Source organism: Faecalibacter rhinopitheci (assembly GCF_015234135.1).
Classification (GTDB): Bacteria; Bacteroidota; Bacteroidia; order Flavobacteriales; family Weeksellaceae; genus Empedobacter; species Empedobacter rhinopitheci.
The window spans coordinates 356,352-372,072 of record NZ_JADGIK010000002.1 but is presented as its reverse complement, the minus strand read 5'-3'; the positions used below and the strand labels follow the sequence as shown (position 1 = coordinate 372,072).

The following is a 15,721-nucleotide window of genomic DNA, read 5'->3' as shown; positions in this document are numbered from 1 at the left end:
ATTTGATACAAAGGTAAGAAGTATTATGAGAAATAAAAAAGTCTTACATGTGAGTAAGACTTTAGTGAGTTTATTTAACTTGTTCTTGTATTTCTTTTACAAAAATTTGTTTCTTTAAAGCTATAATTTCATTGTTTTGCTTTTCAATTTTAGCTTCTAATTCAGTCGTTTGTTTTACTAAATCTGCTACTTGCTTTTCTTTCTCGTTTAATTGATTAAAAAAAGTTTCAGATTTTTGACTCGTACTATTTAATGCTGAATGCATTTGTTGTAAAAGATTTTCAAACTCAGATTGTGAAACATTCATTAAGCGTTGAGCATTTATCAAAGCTGTATCTTTAATGTATAATTCATTCTGTGTTTTAACTAAACTAGCTTCTAAATTTTCAATTTTGCTATTAGCAACGCTCAAGTCTTTGTTTAGACGAGATTGTTCATTCAAAGAAGTATAATAGCTGTTTTCTAATTCATCGAATTTTTTTTGAGGTACACAACTAGTAACTCCTGCTAATACGATACAACTAAAGATTATTTTTTTCATCTTATATATGATTATATATCTAATTCTATTAATATTGGGCAATGATCAGAGTGTTTTGCTTCTGGTAAAATAGCAGCTCTTTTCATATTTTTTTCTAATGATTTACTTACCATATTGTAATCAATTCTCCAGCCTTTATTATTATTTCTTGCATTTGCACGATATGTCCACCAAGAATAATGATGAGGTTCTTTTACAAAATAACGAAAAGAATCAATCATTTCACAATCATTCATAAAACCACTAATCCATTCTCTCTCAATAGGTAAAAAACCAGATACTTTTGCATTTCTTATAGGGTCATGAATATCGATTGCTTCATGGCAAATGTTATAATCTCCACAAATTACTAGATTTGGGTGACTAATTTTTAATTCTTTAATATAAGATTTAAAATCTTCGCAGAATTGGAGTTTAAAATCTAATCGATCTATATTGGTTCCACTAGGAAGATATAAACTGATAACTGATACATTGTCAAAATCTAAACGAATAACACGACCTTCAAAATCAATGTAGTCTATTCCTGTTCCTATTTGTACATGATTAGGTTTCGTCTTAGAGAAAATTGCTACACCGCTATATCCTTTTTTTTCTGCAGAATGCCAATAATGATGATATCCCAAGTCTTCAATAGCTTTTGTATCAATTTGTTCTTGTAATGCCTTTGTTTCTTGAATACAGAAAACATCTGGATCCGCTGCTTTTAGCCAATCTAAAAGACCTTTGGTCATTGCAGCTCTTATACCGTTTACATTGTAACTGATGATCTTCATAGTCTGCGAAATTAGTGAATATCTTTTTTTTTAGGCAATTATTTGTGAGTATTTATAAATACAGAAATTTTGTTGTAACTTTTTATGGATTAATACGTCTTATAAATAAACACTAAATTATGAAACATATATTTTTATCACTTTTACTTGTGAGTACATTAGGATTTTCAAGTTGTAATATTGACGTAAACGGAATGCGTAATTCTTTTTCTAAAGAAGTAGTTAATGTGAGCCAAAATAATATCGATGAAATTAGGAAAGTTAACTCTTTTAATGGAGTAGACATTCGACATGCAATTGTATTAAATGTGACAGACAGTCCTTATAATGGTGAAATTACTATAAATGCTCCAGATAATGTTTTAGATAACATAAAAACTGAAGTAGTGAATGGTGTTTTAAAAATATATGTGGATGGAAATCTACGAATGAATAATCAAAAAATTACAGTTAATATTCCTCATCAAAAATTAAGATCATTTAATTTATCAGGCGCTGTTAAAGGAACTATACAACCAACTTTAAAGGTTGAAAATCTTGCAATAGATTTATCAGGAGCTAGTAGTCTTCAGCTAAAGGCAATGAGTAATAAAATTGTTGTAAATAATTCTGGTGCATCATCTTTAGTATTGGATGGGAATACACAAGAATTGGTAGCAGACATATCGGGTGCATCTAAACTAAATGCTGAATCTTTAAAAATAGCTAATGCTACTATAGACTGTTCAGGGGCGAGTAGTGCAAGAGTTTGGGTAATAGATAAGATGACAGTAGATGCCTCAGGTGCAAGTAAAGTTTTATATAAGATGGCTTCTAATCTTCAAACTAAGTTAAACTCATCTGGCGCTTCAAAGATATCTAGTTTTTAATATCTGATTATATACATAAAAAAAGCCGATGAAATTTCACCGGCTTTTTTTATGTATTTTTTACTATTTAGAATTGCCATCCTAAAGTAAGTAAAAATAAACTATTATTTAATTTTGCAGTAGGTGCATAAGTATTTTCTAAATCTACATAGTATAAATCGTTATCAACAAATGTAGAATTACCAATCAAATATTCAGCTTTCTGAGTTTGGTATTGGTAAGCAGCATCAATATAAAAACCACCAAAGTCGTATCCTAAACCAGCACTAAATCTATTAATATCTCCTACAAATGGTTTGCTTAGAGTAGTAGATGAAACAATATTATTTACATCTGCAATATCTAAATTAATATCCTTATACGGAGATTCTATAAAATTGTAACCTAATCTAGCTTTAAACTTATCAATTCTATATTCACCACCAACTCTAATCTCACTTGAATTATTTACATATTGATCAATGAAACTATTATCTAAATTAAAATATGAAGTTGGTTTAAATTTAGTACCATCATTCATATGGTATGTATAATCTACTCCAAATGAGAAATTTTTATCTACAACAAATCCTAAAGACCCTACTAATCGACCACCTCTAGTTAAATCATAATTACTTCCATATGCATTGTATGATGAGATATCACCAGCATCTGTAAAATTGGCAGCAAAATACTGCTCATCTACATTATACCAAACCGGAGAATGGTAAGCTAATCCTGCTCTAAAATTGTAATTAAATTTATATATAGCTCCGGCAGAAAGTGAAAATCCTTGACCAATTTCGCTGTAAGGTGTGCCATTTAAATCATATACATATGTATTTCCATTATCAGTTTTCTCGGCATATTGAGAAAATTTTTGATAATTTGTTTCATGAAAATTTAATCCTAATCCTAAATATAATTTATTATCATATGCAGTTGCAAAGTTTAAACTAAATTTAGATTTATAACCATCAATCTGATCGGCATAACCATGAAATCTATATGTGTTAGTCAATTGTCCATTTTCATCGAAGGCATCAAATGCAATATTAGAGTTCGGATTAACTTGGTTAACTCTATCTAAACGTTGATTTAAATAATTGACACCAATTGAAAATCTATTCCAATCCGAATCATTAATATTGAAAACAAATGTTCCTCCAAAATGCTGGAAATCAAAATTTGAATCTTTTTCAGTTCTGTTTGAAGAAAATGAGTTTGAATTTTTATAGGTTGAAACACCAGCTGTTACTTGAACATCAGAATTTATAGCAACTCCTAAACCCGCTGGGTTTTGTTCTACAGAAGAAATATCTCCTCCTAATGCACCAACTGCACCACCAACTCCTATATATTTTGCATTTCCACTATTAATATCTTGTCCATATAACTCAATTGCGTTAGTAGAATATTGTGTGCTTATTTGTTCTTGGGCATACACTAGTCCACTTCCTAAGACTAAAATATTGATAAAAATCTTTTTCATGTTATGTTTTAAAATCGTTTAAGATTATCTTCTTCCTGAACCTCCTCCAGAGCTTCTACCACCACCACCAGATGATCCACTACCCATTGATCCGCCACCACTACGTCCACCATTATTATGAGATGGGCTATAACTAGGCGTATTATAGTTATTAGATCTCTGTTGAGTGTTACGCTCCACATTTTGTCTGCTTGGTCTTGTCGTAGTAGATTGTGAGTTATTAGGTCTTACTGTTCTTACAGGTCTTACCTCTCTAGTAGGAGTAGACATATTTCCTTGCGGATTAGTTTGACTATTTGTAGGTCTAATTTCTCTTACAGGACGTGTTACTGTATTAGAAGTATTCCCTTGATTATTTGTTTGAGAATTATTTGGTCTAACTTCTCTTGTAGGTCTAGTATTATTATTTACTGTACCTAAATTATTATTTGATGTATTTGGTCTAATATCCCTTGTAGGTCTAATAGATGTATTATTAGGTCTTGTCAAACTATTATTACGACCATTAAGATTATTTACAGGACGTAACGCATTTTGAGGTCTACTACCTGGATTTGCATAATTATATGGTCTATTGTAATAACCATTATTGTAACCATATCCATAGTATGGACTATTCCATCCCCAACCGTTACCATAATATCCATTCATACCGCCCCAATAAGGTCGTCCCCAACCCCAATTAGACCATCCGAAACTAAATCCATAACCGTAATTCCATCCCCATGGATCATAGAATCCGCTATTCCATCCCCATCCATAACTCATATAAGGATTCCAATAATTTCTATAGCCGAAACCATAGTTCCAACCCCAATTATTAAAATTGATATTTATATTAATGCCATCATTTCGACCCCAATTACTATCATTATTTAAATTACTAAGAGTTTGAAAACTATTTCCATAAAATGATTGATACCCATTTCCGTAAACATTCACATTTACATTTGAATTGTCTGCATCCTCTTCATAAAAAAATTCTTCAGCTCCGTTTCCATTTGCATCAAAATAAGGAGAACCAACTTTAATACCACCTTCTGATGGAGAATTTTCCTGCTCAACTTGTGCATAAGTTTTATCTGTCTTTGGATTATAATAAACCCCATCATTTTCTACATTTGATGCTGTTTGATATGTAGAACATGATGAAAATCCTAAAATAACACTTAATGGAACTGTTAGTTTAAGAAAGTTTTTAGAAAATTTATAAACTTTATTCATGATATGATATTTTCTAAGTTTCTAATTAATAAATTTGTACTTTATAAAAGGCAATAAATATGCCAATCAAATAAGAACTTTATAAACAAATATAGATAAATATGGCAAAATTAACAACTCGTGCTGAAGATTATTCTAAATGGTATAACGAACTTGTAGTCAAAGCAAACTTAGCTGAAAATTCAGGAGTAAGAGGCTGCATGGTAATTAAACCGTACGGGTATGCTATCTGGGAAAAATTACAGGCAGAATTAGATAAAAGATTTAAAGAAACTGGTCATCAAAATGCTTATTTCCCCTTATTTGTTCCAAAAAGTTTATTTGAAGCAGAAGAGAAGAATGCAGAAGGATTTGCAAAAGAATGTGCTGTAGTAACACATTATAGATTAAAAAATGATCCAAATAATCCAGGGAAATTAATGGTTGATCCTGAAGCTAAGTTGGAAGAAGAACTGATTGTTCGTCCGACATCTGAAGCGATTATTTGGAGTACATATAAAAATTGGATTCAATCTTATCGTGATTTACCAATTTTAATTAATCAATGGGCAAATGTAGTTCGTTGGGAAATGAGAACGCGTTTATTTTTACGTACTGCGGAATTCTTATGGCAAGAAGGACATACTGCTCACGCTACACGTATTGAAGCGGAAGAAGAAGCTGTAAAAATGCAAGAAGTTTACCGTGATGTAGTGGAGAATTTCATGGCAATTCCTGTAGTTAAAGGATATAAAACTCCATCGGAAAGATTTGCTGGAGCAGACGAAACTTACACAATCGAAGCTTTAATGCAAGATGGTAAAGCTTTACAAGCTGGTACCTCTCACTTCTTAGGTCAAAACTTTGCGAAAGCTTTTGATGTAAAATTTACAACTAACGAAGGTAAACAAGAATATGTTTGGGCTACTTCTTGGGGTGTTTCTACACGTTTGATGGGGGCATTAATTATGACGCATTCAGATGATTTAGGATTAGTTTTACCTCCAAAATTGGCTCCAATTCAAGTTGCAATTGTACCTATTTATAAAACGGCGGAACAATTAGAAGAAATACGATCAGTAGTTGATAAAATTCAGGATGGATTGAAAGCGAAAGGAATCTCAGTGAAGTTTGACGATGATGATAAATCTAAGCCAGGATGGAAATTTGCTGAATATGAACTAAAAGGTGTTCCTGTTCGTATGGCAATTGGTCCTAAAGATTTAGAAAAAGGTCATGTAGAGGTTGCTCGTCGTGATACTTTAGAAAAGCAATTCATAGTATTAGATGAGGTAGTTGATAAAACAGAAGCTTTATTAGAAGATATTCAAAATAATTTATATCAAAAAGCTTTTGATTATAGAACTGAGCACACAACTGAAGTTAAAACTTTTGAAGAATTTAAGGAAGTGTTAGAAAATAAAGGAGGATTTATTTCTGCTTTATGGGATGGAACAGAAGAGACAGAAGAAGCTGTAAAAGATGCAACCAAAGCAACTATTCGTTGTATTCCTCAAGCTTTTGAAATACCTACAGAAGGTATTGATATGTTCTCTGGAAAACCAGCGAAATTTAGAGTATTATATGCGAAAGCATACTAAAATAAAGTATTTTTAAATAAAATATAAAAGCCATGAAATATTTCATGGCTTTTATATTTATAAAGCTTTTTTCTGAGCTTTATGACGCTCTATAAGTGCTTTTAATTTTGTTTTTTGCTCCGGCGTAAAAAGTTTATCAATTTCCGTAATTTCTTTGTTACGTAATTCTTTAAGCTTTCTTTTTAACTCCGCTTTTTCAGGAGAATATTTTTCTTTAATGCTTTTAATTTTTAAAACTTGAGCATCCGATAAATCCAACTCCTTTTTAAATTCTTCAATTTGATCATCATTCTTTTGATGAGTTTGTGCAGAAACCGAAAACGAACTGATGAATAAAGCAACGATGAATAGACTCTTTAGATTATATAACATTACAAATATTTTTATTAGTAAAACTCTTTAAATCATTAGACTATGGATTTTAAGAAAGGTTTAATCTGATCTTTAAATAAAATTTTAAATTTTAAATTAAACCTTGTGGGATACAGTTTGTCTAATTAGGTAACAAGTTAACTACAATTAAAATTAAAGATGAGACTAACAAGTTTATTTACTCTGTTTTTTAGTTTGTTTGTGATTGCGCTTAATGCACAGGACAAATTTCAATTAAAAGGTAAAGTATTATCAACATCGAATGCACCTATTGAATTTACATCTGTAACGTTAGAAACAGAAACAGAAGGAGTTGTGATGGAAGGAATGGCTGATGCAAATGGATTGTTTGTAATTGAAGCACCAGCCGGTAAGTATGTAATTATTATTGAGCCGCTTGGGTACGATATAATTCAGAAAGAAATTAATTTAACTTCAAACCTAGATTTAGGAACTTTTTCAGTAAAAGTTGAAGAAGTAGTAAGTTTAGGAGCTGCTGTTATAACTGCTCAAAAACCAATTTACAAAGTTGAATTAGATAAAAAAGTCTATGATATGGCTAGTGATCCTATGTCACAAGGTCAGTCATTATCAGATGCATTACAAAATGTACCTTCTGTACAAGTGGATGCTGAAGGTGGAGTTTCTCTAAGAGGAAATGATAACGTTAAATTTTTAATTGACGGTAAACCTTCTGGGATGTTAGGGGTTTCTGATGTTGGAGAAGCTTTAAAAAATATTCCAGCAGAGAACGTAGAAAGAATAGAAGTTATTACTAATCCTTCTTCGCGCTATGAGGCTTCTGGATCAGCAGGTATAATAAATATTGTATTAAAAAAAGGAACAAATACTGGTTTTAATGGTTCTGTAACTGTTAATGGAGGAATCCCTGAAATGGCTGGTATTAATGTGAATTTAAATTATAAAACTAAAAAGTTTAATTGGTTTGCAAATGCAGGAACTCGATACTCTAATCGTAATGGAGAAGGTTCAGCTTTTAGAACAAATTTTTTAAATGAATCTAAAGAGGTTAGAGATTATATGTCTACTGATCGTACTAATGATAGAATTCGTAGAAATTACAATGTACGTTTAGGAACAGAATATTATATTAATGATAACAACACAGTTGGTATTTCTGCTGGTTACCGTTATAATAATGGGAATAATAACTCATTAATAGATTACTTGTATTATAATTCTTCGATGGAATTCTTGAATAGAGAATATAATTTACAGGATGAAAAAGAAATAGAAAACAATTTTGATGTAGATGTAAATTATAAACATGAATTTGATAAAAAAGGTCATGAATTAATGTTTACAGGTCGTTTTTCTTCTCAAAAAGAAGATGAAAATGGAAATATATTAAATTATAAATCTGATAATTCTATTGTTAATAGAACCACAGATAATCTTGAAGAACAAACATCTTTTGTTTTTACAGGAGATTACGTTCGTCCAATTGGAGAAAAAGGAAAATTTGAATTAGGAGGTCGAGTTGATTTAAATAATAATAAATCAAATAATAGAACTTATAAATTAATAGAAGGAAACTATATTGCAGATAATGATTTCTTTTCTAATGTAGATAATCAACAAAACGTATTTGCTGGATATGTACAATATGGAAATGCAATTGGTAAATTTCAATATTTTGCTGGTTTACGTTTAGAATCATCTAATATGGATATTAAATATGTAGACACTGGAGCAGGTTTCAAAAAGAATTATATAGATTTATTTCCTACAGCAACGTTGAATTATAAATTTAATGATAAAAACGAATTACAATTAAGTTATTCTAAACGTGTTCGTCGTCCAATGGGATTCATGTTAAATCCATTTTTCTCTGCAACTGATGACCGTAACGTAAGATATGGTAACCCAGATTTAGATCCTACTTATACAAATTCGTTTGAATTATCTTATATCACAAATCTTGGAAAATTAATGATTACACCGAGTTTATTTTACCAAAGAACCACGGATATGATTAATCAATTTCAACGTAGAAACACCATCTTAACAGAAGATGAGGAAGGAAACCAAAGTTATTTAGAGCGTATGATTTCAAAACCATTAAATAATGGTAATGAAGATCGTTATGGTTTAGATTTAACAGCAACCTACCGTCCATTTAGATGGTGGAATTTAATGTTAAATGTTAACTTATTTGGGTATAATAGAACAGGTTATTACCAAGAATATAATGAAGATATTAACACAGAAACTGGTGAATCTTATACAAAATTGGATGCACAAGATTTCTCTGGAGACGGATTTAGTTCAAGAGGACGTTTATCATCAAACTTTACATTGCCAGCAGACTTTAAAATTCAATTAGCTGCTAATTATATGGGATCGATGAAAACAGCGCAACAAAAAATAGAGGATAACTTATCTATGGATTTTTCATTGTCAAAAGATTTATTTAAAAATCGTGCAACAGTATCTTTTAATATTCGTGATGTCTTTGATTCAAGAAAACGTGAAATGACACAATATGCGAATGATTATTCAAATTACGAAAGTATGCGTTGGATGGTTAGATCTTGGAATTTATCTTTTACTTATCGTTTTAAAAATACAAATGAGAAAGATAAAAGAGGTAAACAACAACGTCCAGACTCGGAAGAAATGGGTGAAGGTGGAGAAATGGGAGGTTTCTAATAATTACACAATAACATAACAAAAAAGCGAGAATCACTGATTCTCGCTTTTTTTGTATTTTATATAAAAGCTGATTATTGTTTATTTCTTAATAAGTCACGAATTTCAGCTAATAATTCTTCTTGAGTAGGACCTGCTGGTGCTTCTGGCTCTGCTGGTGCTTCTCTTTTTAATTTGTTGATTCCTTTAATCATTAAGAATAAAGCAAAAGCTACTACAATAAAAGATATAAAAGCAGAGATAAACAATCCATATTTAATTGCAGTTCCTGGTATAACAAGATCTGCTAAATTATCTAATTGTAAAGTTTCTAATGTCGGAGTAAGCAATGCTGGTGTAATAATATCTTCTACCAAAGAAGTTACAATTTTACCAAATGCCCCACCGATAACAACCCCTACTGCTAAGTCTACTACGTTTCCTTTAACGGCAAACTCTTTAAATTCTTGAAAAAATCCCATAAGTTTATTTATTTTTTAGTTGATAAATTTTCTATTTTTTGATGACGTAAATAAGTATACACCAATAATCATAAAAGGAATACTTAAAATTTGTCCATTATTTAATCCTATATTTAATGCTTCTGCAACTGCTTCATTTCCTTGGTTTTCTTTAAAGAATTCAACAACAAAACGTATTAAAAATAAGAAAAATAAGAATATACCTAGAAGAGCACCTAGATTATTTTTAACTTTAGTTTTATGAAATGCAAATAACATAACAATTCCTAAAATAATATATCCAAAAGCTTCATATAATTGTGCAGGATGTCTTGGAACTATATCTCCATAACCTGAACTTTGGTTTAAAAATTTTACAGCCCAAGGTAAATCAGAAGCTTTTCCTACAATTTCAGAATTGTAAAAATTTCCTATACGTACGGCTGCACCACCAAAGGGAACCACGGTTGCAATACGATCTAATAACCATAATACATTTCTCTTCGTATATTTTCTTGAAAATAAGTAAGCAGAAATGATTACTCCGATAGCAGCTCCATGACTTGCAAGACCGCTAAATCCTACAAATTCATAATCTGTTAAGAATCCAAAGGCCGAACTGCCAGGTGAATAAGCAACAGGTAAAAATACTTCAATTGGTCTCTCAATAAAAGCAGAAGGATCATAAAATAAATATTCTCCTAAGCGAGCACCACCAATAGCACCTATAAAAATGTATAGAAATAAAGGGTCTAACCATTCTTTCTTCTCATTTTCTTTCTTAAATATATTTGCCATTAAATACCATCCTACGATAAATGCAACAATCCAACAAAGACTATATACATGTATTTTAAAGGATCCAATTTCAAATAAATAAGGCGAAGGTTGCCAATTGATGTAAGCCATTAAATTCATAGTTTTTTATTTTTTTTAGGTACAGGATCGTAACCATGGCTTCCCCACGGATGACATCTCCCTATTCGTCTAGTTCCTAACCATAATCCTTTGAATAATCCATGTTCTTTTAGTGCTTCAATCATATAAGATGAGCAAGTGGGTTGATACCTGCAATTACTACCCAACCAAGGTGATATCGCAAGTTGGTAAAAACGCACCAATAAAATAACTGGTTGTATCCAAAAATTATTCATTCAACAAAGGTAAACATATCACAATTATAAAAAATAAAAAAACTCTCACGTAAGTAAGAGTTTTTTAAAAATATATTTATAATTATTTCTTGATATAACTAGCAGGATCCAATGCTTTGTATGACCAACTTTGTAAGAAATTCATTACCTCTTTGGTGTCATGTCCCTTTGCTTCCTTGCTTTCTAAGTAAGCAGAATTTTGGGTATGAATTAGATTTCCTTTATCATCTAAAATAACAAAAACAGGGAAACCAAAACGTTCAGGATGTTTTAATTCTGCTAATACTGCCTCATTTTTATTTTTCGGAGAATAGTTTACATGAACCACTTCATAGTTGTCGTTCATATATTTATTTAGTTCAGTATTTGTTGTGGTTAATTCATTAAACATAATACACCAAGCACACCAATTACCCCCAATTTGTAATAAAACGTGTTTTTTAGTTTCACTAGCTTTTGCAACGGCATCAGAAATTTGCACTTTAGCATCAGCAGTTTCATCATAAATTTTTTTCTTTTCTGCAGTTTGTCCAACAGCAAAGTTTAAAGTCATTAACATTAAACTAAAGAATAAAGAAATTCTTTTCATTATCTGATTATTTAATTCTCCTCGAAAGTAATATAAAAATTGGGCCAAAATGTAGATAAATCTATTTTTTGATCAATTGATAATAAGAATTTAATTTTTGTTGAATGATTTCAATCTCATGATTATGAATTTTATGTTTTTTTGCACTAAATGCTGTTAATGCAAATTTAGATTCAAATTCTAATAAATCTAATTCCATTTGGAAACGATTAATTTTTAAATGTATTTGTTTAGAATAGTAATTGATTAATTTTATATACAACATTTTTAAATCATTTTGAAGCATAATTAAATCCTTAAATTCCTGAATTTCTTCTAAAAATTGAATAATTTGTTGTTCAATAAAACTCTGCTGATGACGTAATTTTTTTTGAATTGTATAATTTGAGCATTCCTGAATTTTTTTACTAATTACAAGGTGCTTATCTGTTAAAATTAATGCGCATTCTAAAGCTTTCTTCATCATTTTATAATTTACTTATGGCAAATAAAGTTTACTTGATAGCCAAATCATGTCGTTATAAATTTCATTGATAAATTTCCGTGAAACTTTAACTAAATTTGAATTTCAATAAATTCTGATTTTATGAATATTCCATTAGCCGAACGTATGCGTCCACATACTTTAGAAGAATACATTAGTCAAAAACATTTGGTAGGTCCACACGGTCCAATTACAATGATGTTGAAAAATGATTTAATTGCTTCTATGATTTTTTGGGGACCTCCCGGGACTGGAAAAACTACTTTAGCGCAAATGGTTGCTGAACTTTCCGGACGACCTTTCTATATTTTAAGTGCCATAAATGCAGGTGTAAAAGATGTACGTGAAGTAATTGATAAGGCAAAAAGTCAGAATTTATTTTCAGGAGGAAAAAATCCCATCTTATTTATTGATGAAATTCATCGGTTTAATAAATCTCAACAAGATAGTTTGTTGGGTGCTGTAGAAAAAGGCTGGATAACTTTGATTGGTGCAACGACAGAAAATCCAAGTTTTGAGGTGGTACCTGCATTATTATCGCGCGCCCAGGTTTATTCCATAAATTCATTGGAACGGGAAGATATGGAAGAGTTAATTGCACGAGCTTTAATAAAAGACGAATATTTATCTAAGAAGAAAATTACAATCTTAGAAAATAATGCATTAATTAGATATTCTGGAGGTGATGCTAGGAAGTTACTTAATGGTTTAGAATTGGTGGTAAATAGTTTTGGTAACGATGAAGAAATTATCATTACTGATGAAATAGTAACAAACAGGATTCAGCAAAATTTAGCACGTTATGACAAATCTGGCGAGCAACATTATGATATCATTTCAGCATTTATAAAATCTATTCGAGGATCCGATCCAAATGGTGCTGTATATTGGTTGGCTAGAATGATAGAAGGTGGTGAAGATCTAAAATTTATTGCTCGTCGTTTATTAATTTCTGCCTCGGAAGATATTGGTAATGCTAACCCAACAGCAATGATTTTAGCTAATAATACTTTTCAAGCTGTTTCAGTGATTGGTTATCCAGAGTCCAGAATTTTATTAAGCCAGTGTGCGATTTATTTAGCCAATTCTCCAAAAAGTAATTCAACCTACATGGCTATTAATAAAGCCCAACAAATGGTGAAACAAACAGGAGATCTATCGGTTCCATTGCATCTAAGAAATGCACCTACAAAATTGATGAAACAAATGGATTATGGTAAAGAATATAAATATTCCCATGATTATGATAATAACTTCGCTTACCAAGAATATTTACCAGATCAACTAAAAGGAACTGTATTTTATGAAACTGGAAATAATAAACGAGAAATGCAAGATAAATTTAATTTGAACCAAAAATGGAAAGGAAAATATGGCTATTAAATTTTCTTTAAAAGTTTATATTATCCCTATAAATCGTCGTAACTTGAATTAAATTTTGGAAAATGAAACAGATTCAAATTATTAATGGACCTAATCTTAACTTATTGGGTGTGCGCGAGCCAGAAATTTATGGAACAAAAACTTTTGAAGATTTTTATATTGAAATAAGAAAGAAATATCCAGATTGTGCAATCCATTATTATCAATCTAATCATGAAGGTGATATAATTGATACACTACATAAAGTAGGATTTATGTATGATGGAATTGTTTTGAATGCAGGTGCATATACACACTATTCATACGCAATTGCAGATGCAATAAAAGCAATTACAACACCAGTGATAGAAGTTCATATTTCTGATATCTATGCAAGAGAAGGATTTAGAGCAAATAGTGTTACTGGAGTTAATTGTAAAAAAATTATTTCGGGTAAAGGATTACCAGGGTATATAGAAGCGATAGATGAGTTTTTAAAATAATAAAAAAGGGTTTAAACATTTTGTTTAAACCCTTTTTTATTAATATTCTTTCTTGTATTGTTCTTTTCTAAATTCGTCTACTAAGTGTTTATTAAGTCCATCTATGTAACCTAATATTTCTAGTTTTCCGATTTGACTCGTTGCAGAAGAGCTAAATATAACAGGTAATTCTTCCCACGTTTTTAGCAATTCATTTTTGTAAGTATTTAAATTCTTTTGGAATTCAGTACTTGACAATTTATCTAATTTAGTGAATACAATAGAAAATGGAATTCCTTTATTTCCTAACCATTTCATGAATTGTAAATCAATATCTTGTGGTTTGTGTCTAGAGTCAATTAATAAAAATACGTTTACTAAATTCTTACGGAATTCAATGTAATCATATATCATTTTATTAAATCCTCCACGAACACCTTTAGGTGCTTTTGCGAAACCATAACCTGGTAAATCTGCTAAATACCAAGTGTCATCCATCTCAAAAGTATTAATTAATTGAGTTTTACCTGGAGTAGAAGAGGTCTTTGCTAAAGCTTTTTTATTAGCAATCATATTAATCAAAGAAGATTTACCAACATTAGATCGACCAATAAATGCATATTCCGGTTTAAATGGATCTGGACAATCCGTATATTTTTGAGAACTTGTTACAAATTCAGCTTTTTTAATCATAATTACGATTTTAAATTTGGGTCAATTCCTTTTTCAATTAACCACTTGTCAAGTATTTCATTGAAAAGGTCTGGATGTTCCATCATTGGAGCATGACCACATTCATCAATCCAATATAAAGAAGCATCAGGTAATTCTTCGTTAAATTCCACAGCCACTTCTGGTGGAGTTACAGGATCTTGTTTTCCCCATATTAAACATACAGGAATCTTGATATCCTTTAAATCATCCTTCATGTTAGATTTAATGGCATCACGTGCGATGTAAAGTGTTTTAATGGCTTTATTTCTGTCATTAACTGTGTTAAATACATCATCCACAATTTCTTTTGTTGCAATACTTGAATCAAAAAAAACTTCGCGCGTTTTACGCTCTACATAAGAGTAATCACCTCTTTTAGGATAAGTTTCACCAAAAGATTTTTCATATAATCCAGAGCTTCCAGTTAAGCATAACGCTGAAACTAAATTAGGATGTGAATGACTAATAACTAATCCAATATGTCCACCTAAAGAGTTTCCTACTAATATGACAGGTTCTTGAATTACAGTTTCGATAAATTTTGCTACATGTTTAGCGACATTAGCAACATTTGTGCTAATTATAGGTAAAGAATACAAAGGCAACTCCGGTGCGTATACTTTATATCCTTTTGCAGAAAAATAATTTGTAAGCGAGCTAAAATTACTAAGTTCACCCATTAAGCCGTGAAGCAATACTATAGGTTTTCCTTCTCCTTCTTCAATATAAGAGAACTTATCTTTCTTTTTTAAGCTAAAAAACATTTACATTGTTGTTAAGTCGACAAATTTAGTCATTTATTATATTTTTTTAGAATTTATTGAAAAAAGTTTATAAATCATCTGTAAAACAAATTAATAGGAATTTTATTAATGGGCTATATAAAATATAATTTTTAAAAAAGTAAACAGATAAAAGATGTTAAAAGCATAACTACTTGATTATAAATTTAAAATTGTTAATAAAAATTTAAAACAATTGTGGTAAAAA

17 protein-coding genes are annotated in these 15,721 nt (G+C 30.4%); 5 read left to right on the top strand and 12 right to left on the bottom strand.

The features are described 5' to 3' along the window. Nucleotides 1–70: 70 nt before the first annotated feature. Nucleotides 71–541, bottom strand: a complete 471-nt coding sequence (locus tag IM532_RS04530; RefSeq protein WP_194182241.1) for a hypothetical protein — start codon at nt 539–541, stop codon at nt 71–73. An 11-nt stretch (nt 542–552) separates the two neighbouring features. After that, nucleotides 553–1,317, bottom strand: coding sequence for an exodeoxyribonuclease III (locus tag IM532_RS04525; protein WP_194182240.1), 765 nt, complete (start codon nt 1,315–1,317; stop codon nt 553–555). Nucleotides 1,318–1,436: 119 nt separating this feature from the next. Here IM532_RS04525 and IM532_RS04520 point away from each other — a divergent pair, with 119 nt between their 5' ends. Further along, nucleotides 1,437–2,186 carry a head GIN domain-containing protein gene (locus tag IM532_RS04520; protein WP_194182239.1) on the top strand — a complete coding sequence of 250 codons (750 nt, stop codon included), beginning with the start codon at nt 1,437–1,439 and terminating at the stop codon, nt 2,184–2,186. A 67-nt stretch (nt 2,187–2,253) separates the two neighbouring features. Here the strand turns inward: IM532_RS04520 and IM532_RS04515 are convergent, their stop codons facing one another. Together IM532_RS04515 and IM532_RS04510 are read right to left on the bottom strand one after the other, a co-directional pair. Beyond that, nucleotides 2,254–3,657, bottom strand: coding sequence for an OmpP1/FadL family transporter (locus IM532_RS04515; protein ID WP_194182238.1), 1,404 nt, complete (start codon nt 3,655–3,657; stop codon nt 2,254–2,256). Between the two features lie 24 nt (nt 3,658–3,681). Next, nucleotides 3,682–4,881, bottom strand: a complete 1,200-nt coding sequence (locus tag IM532_RS04510; protein ID WP_194182237.1) for a hypothetical protein — start codon at nt 4,879–4,881, stop codon at nt 3,682–3,684. A 101-nt stretch (nt 4,882–4,982) separates the two neighbouring features. On the opposite strand from IM532_RS04510, the gene proS reads away from it, so the two are divergent. Further along, a complete protein-coding gene (proS, locus tag IM532_RS04505; RefSeq protein ID WP_194182236.1) occupies nt 4,983–6,461 on the top strand; it encodes a proline--tRNA ligase in 1,479 nt (492 codons plus the stop codon). A gap of 57 nt (nt 6,462–6,518) precedes the next feature. On the opposite strand, the gene IM532_RS04500 is transcribed toward proS, so the two are convergent. Further along, a complete protein-coding gene (locus IM532_RS04500) occupies nt 6,519–6,833 on the bottom strand; it encodes a hypothetical protein (RefSeq protein WP_194182235.1) in 315 nt (104 codons plus the stop codon). Nucleotides 6,834–6,992: 159 nt separating this feature from the next. Here IM532_RS04500 and IM532_RS04495 point away from each other — a divergent pair, with 159 nt between their 5' ends. Continuing rightward, nucleotides 6,993–9,506 (top strand): TonB-dependent receptor, encoded by a 2,514-nt coding sequence (locus IM532_RS04495; RefSeq protein ID WP_194182234.1) that lies wholly within the window; start codon nt 6,993–6,995, stop codon nt 9,504–9,506. 74 nt (nt 9,507–9,580) lie between these two features. Here the strand turns inward: IM532_RS04495 and mscL are convergent, their stop codons facing one another. The 5 genes from mscL to IM532_RS04470 form a co-directional block, all read right to left on the bottom strand. Further along, the gene (gene mscL / locus IM532_RS04490; RefSeq protein ID WP_194182233.1) at nt 9,581–9,967 is read right to left on the bottom strand and encodes a large-conductance mechanosensitive channel protein MscL; all 387 of its coding nucleotides are present in this window, start codon (nt 9,965–9,967) and stop codon (nt 9,581–9,583) included. Nucleotides 9,968–9,982: 15 nt separating this feature from the next. Then, complete coding sequence (lgt, locus tag IM532_RS04485) at nt 9,983–10,864, bottom strand: prolipoprotein diacylglyceryl transferase (RefSeq protein WP_194182232.1); 882 nt, start codon at nt 10,862–10,864, stop codon at nt 9,983–9,985. After that, complete coding sequence (yidD, locus tag IM532_RS04480) at nt 10,861–11,100, bottom strand: membrane protein insertion efficiency factor YidD (protein WP_194182231.1); 240 nt, start codon at nt 11,098–11,100, stop codon at nt 10,861–10,863. The genes lgt and yidD overlap by 4 nt, the downstream gene beginning before the upstream one ends. A gap of 82 nt (nt 11,101–11,182) precedes the next feature. After that, on the bottom strand, nt 11,183–11,689 hold the full coding sequence (locus IM532_RS04475) for a thioredoxin family protein (protein ID WP_194182230.1): 507 nt from the start codon (nt 11,687–11,689) through the stop codon (nt 11,183–11,185). A 61-nt stretch (nt 11,690–11,750) separates the two neighbouring features. Further along, nucleotides 11,751–12,152 (bottom strand): hypothetical protein, encoded by a 402-nt coding sequence (locus IM532_RS04470; protein WP_194182229.1) that lies wholly within the window; start codon nt 12,150–12,152, stop codon nt 11,751–11,753. 123 nt (nt 12,153–12,275) lie between these two features. Here IM532_RS04470 and IM532_RS04465 point away from each other — a divergent pair, with 123 nt between their 5' ends. Further along, nucleotides 12,276–13,556, top strand: coding sequence for a replication-associated recombination protein A (locus IM532_RS04465; RefSeq protein WP_194182228.1), 1,281 nt, complete (start codon nt 12,276–12,278; stop codon nt 13,554–13,556). Nucleotides 13,557–13,618: 62 nt separating this feature from the next. After that, the gene (locus IM532_RS04460) at nt 13,619–14,038 is read left to right on the top strand and encodes a type II 3-dehydroquinate dehydratase (protein WP_194182227.1); all 420 of its coding nucleotides are present in this window, start codon (nt 13,619–13,621) and stop codon (nt 14,036–14,038) included. A 39-nt stretch (nt 14,039–14,077) separates the two neighbouring features. Here the strand turns inward: IM532_RS04460 and yihA are convergent, their stop codons facing one another. Then, nucleotides 14,078–14,710: a ribosome biogenesis GTP-binding protein YihA/YsxC gene (gene yihA / locus IM532_RS04455; protein WP_194182226.1), complete on the bottom strand. Its 633-nt coding sequence runs from the start codon at nt 14,708–14,710 to the stop codon at nt 14,078–14,080. A gap of 2 nt (nt 14,711–14,712) precedes the next feature. Continuing rightward, entirely contained in the window at nt 14,713–15,495 is a 783-nt protein-coding gene (locus IM532_RS04450; protein WP_194182225.1) for an alpha/beta fold hydrolase, read from the bottom strand. Nucleotides 15,496–15,721 lie beyond the last annotated feature (226 nt).

What these genes read in the sequence shown, in the direction of transcription:
- IM532_RS04470 (WP_194182229.1), bottom strand. Translation starts at nt 12,152, where the DNA reads ATGAAGAAAGCTTTAGAATGCGCATTAATTTTAACAGATAAGCACCTT.
- IM532_RS04500 (WP_194182235.1), bottom strand. Translation starts at nt 6,833, where the DNA reads ATGTTATATAATCTAAAGAGTCTATTCATCGTTGCTTTATTCATCAGT.
- yihA (WP_194182226.1), bottom strand. Translation starts at nt 14,710, where the DNA reads ATGATTAAAAAAGCTGAATTTGTAACAAGTTCTCAAAAATATACGGAT.
- IM532_RS04525 (WP_194182240.1), bottom strand. Translation starts at nt 1,317, where the DNA reads ATGAAGATCATCAGTTACAATGTAAACGGTATAAGAGCTGCAATGACC.
- IM532_RS04450 (WP_194182225.1), bottom strand. Translation starts at nt 15,495, where the DNA reads ATGTTTTTTAGCTTAAAAAAGAAAGATAAGTTCTCTTATATTGAAGAA.
- IM532_RS04465 (WP_194182228.1), top strand. Translation starts at nt 12,276, where the DNA reads ATGAATATTCCATTAGCCGAACGTATGCGTCCACATACTTTAGAAGAA.
- IM532_RS04475 (WP_194182230.1), bottom strand. Translation starts at nt 11,689, where the DNA reads ATGAAAAGAATTTCTTTATTCTTTAGTTTAATGTTAATGACTTTAAAC.
- lgt (WP_194182232.1), bottom strand. Translation starts at nt 10,864, where the DNA reads ATGAATTTAATGGCTTACATCAATTGGCAACCTTCGCCTTATTTATTT.
- IM532_RS04460 (WP_194182227.1), top strand. Translation starts at nt 13,619, where the DNA reads ATGAAACAGATTCAAATTATTAATGGACCTAATCTTAACTTATTGGGT.
- proS (WP_194182236.1), top strand. Translation starts at nt 4,983, where the DNA reads ATGGCAAAATTAACAACTCGTGCTGAAGATTATTCTAAATGGTATAAC.
- IM532_RS04520 (WP_194182239.1), top strand. Translation starts at nt 1,437, where the DNA reads ATGAAACATATATTTTTATCACTTTTACTTGTGAGTACATTAGGATTT.
- IM532_RS04495 (WP_194182234.1), top strand. Translation starts at nt 6,993, where the DNA reads ATGAGACTAACAAGTTTATTTACTCTGTTTTTTAGTTTGTTTGTGATT.
- IM532_RS04515 (WP_194182238.1), bottom strand. Translation starts at nt 3,657, where the DNA reads ATGAAAAAGATTTTTATCAATATTTTAGTCTTAGGAAGTGGACTAGTG.
- IM532_RS04530 (WP_194182241.1), bottom strand. Translation starts at nt 541, where the DNA reads ATGAAAAAAATAATCTTTAGTTGTATCGTATTAGCAGGAGTTACTAGT.
- mscL (WP_194182233.1), bottom strand. Translation starts at nt 9,967, where the DNA reads ATGGGATTTTTTCAAGAATTTAAAGAGTTTGCCGTTAAAGGAAACGTA.
- yidD (WP_194182231.1), bottom strand. Translation starts at nt 11,100, where the DNA reads ATGAATAATTTTTGGATACAACCAGTTATTTTATTGGTGCGTTTTTAC.
- IM532_RS04510 (WP_194182237.1), bottom strand. Translation starts at nt 4,881, where the DNA reads ATGAATAAAGTTTATAAATTTTCTAAAAACTTTCTTAAACTAACAGTT.